Genomic DNA, 848 nt, shown 5'->3' with positions numbered 1-848 from the left:
CTCCGGGTCGGCGTTCGGGAGGCGTTCGCCGGGACAGGCGGGCCGACCGCGACGGTTCCATCACCGCGGGTACAGGGAGCGGTCGCGCTGCTCGCCGTCGCCGCACGCGAGGGGCGACCGGCAGGTGACGTTCTCCTCGAGCTCGCCGACCACATCGGACGACTCCGCGAGCTCGAACGCGACGCGAGACGCCAGCTTGCAACGGTGACTGGTACCCTCTCGAACACTGCCGCGGTGTTCGCTCCGCTCGTCGGCGGCGCGACGGTCGCGCTGGCGACGGGAGTGGACACGGTCGGCGTCGGGGGACTGGGCGCTGCGAGCGGCGGGGTCGGTGACGTGGGCGTCGGGATGAGTGGGATCGATGGCAGAGGTGGGGACGCGTTCGGCGGAACGGACGGCACGAGCGACGCGACGGCGGGGGCGGAACGGGAGGGTGGAGACGCGCTCTCCGTCCCGGTTCTCGGCCGGATCGTCGGGGCGTACGTGCTCCTCCTCTCGGCGACGTTGACCGCCCTGGCGACGGGCCTCGAACGCGGGTTCGACACGACGCTCGTCGCGTATCGGATCGGGATCGCGCTCCCGACCGCGACCGCGACGTACTTCGTGGCGTTCGTCGGTGCGACGGCGTTGTTGTAGTGGGCTCGTGGTCGTCAAGTGCGAAGAGCTCGATCCGATCCGGTTTCGGGGAGAACATCGATACGGTGTCCCGGGGGCGATCTTTTAAATACGAAACCGCGGCCACCGGGCGTATGTTCGAAACGCAGCTGGACGCGACCTACGCGTGGCTCGGCCTCGCAGTGGTGAGCGTCGCGACGGCCGGCGTGGTCGCCGCGCTCCCCGCGTCGCCG

Annotated in this window: 1 protein-coding gene and 1 pseudogene; both read left to right on the top strand. The window is 70.8% G+C overall.

The genetic code is table 11. The features are described from left to right. Positions 1-636: pseudogene (locus ACFQEU_RS16905) on the top strand (type II secretion system protein); the annotation flags it as partial. Positions 637-749: 113 nt separating this feature from the next. After that, positions 750-848, top strand: a 99-nt coding sequence (locus ACFQEU_RS18325) for a DUF7283 family protein (protein WP_465261180.1), incomplete at its 3' end; no start/stop codon positions are given.

The sequence above is a fragment of the Halorubrum tibetense genome (assembly GCF_042661865.1).
GTDB classification, from domain to species: Archaea; Halobacteriota; Halobacteria; order Halobacteriales; family Haloferacaceae; genus Halorubrum; species Halorubrum tibetense.
This window is presented reverse-complemented; position numbering and strand designations above follow the sequence as displayed.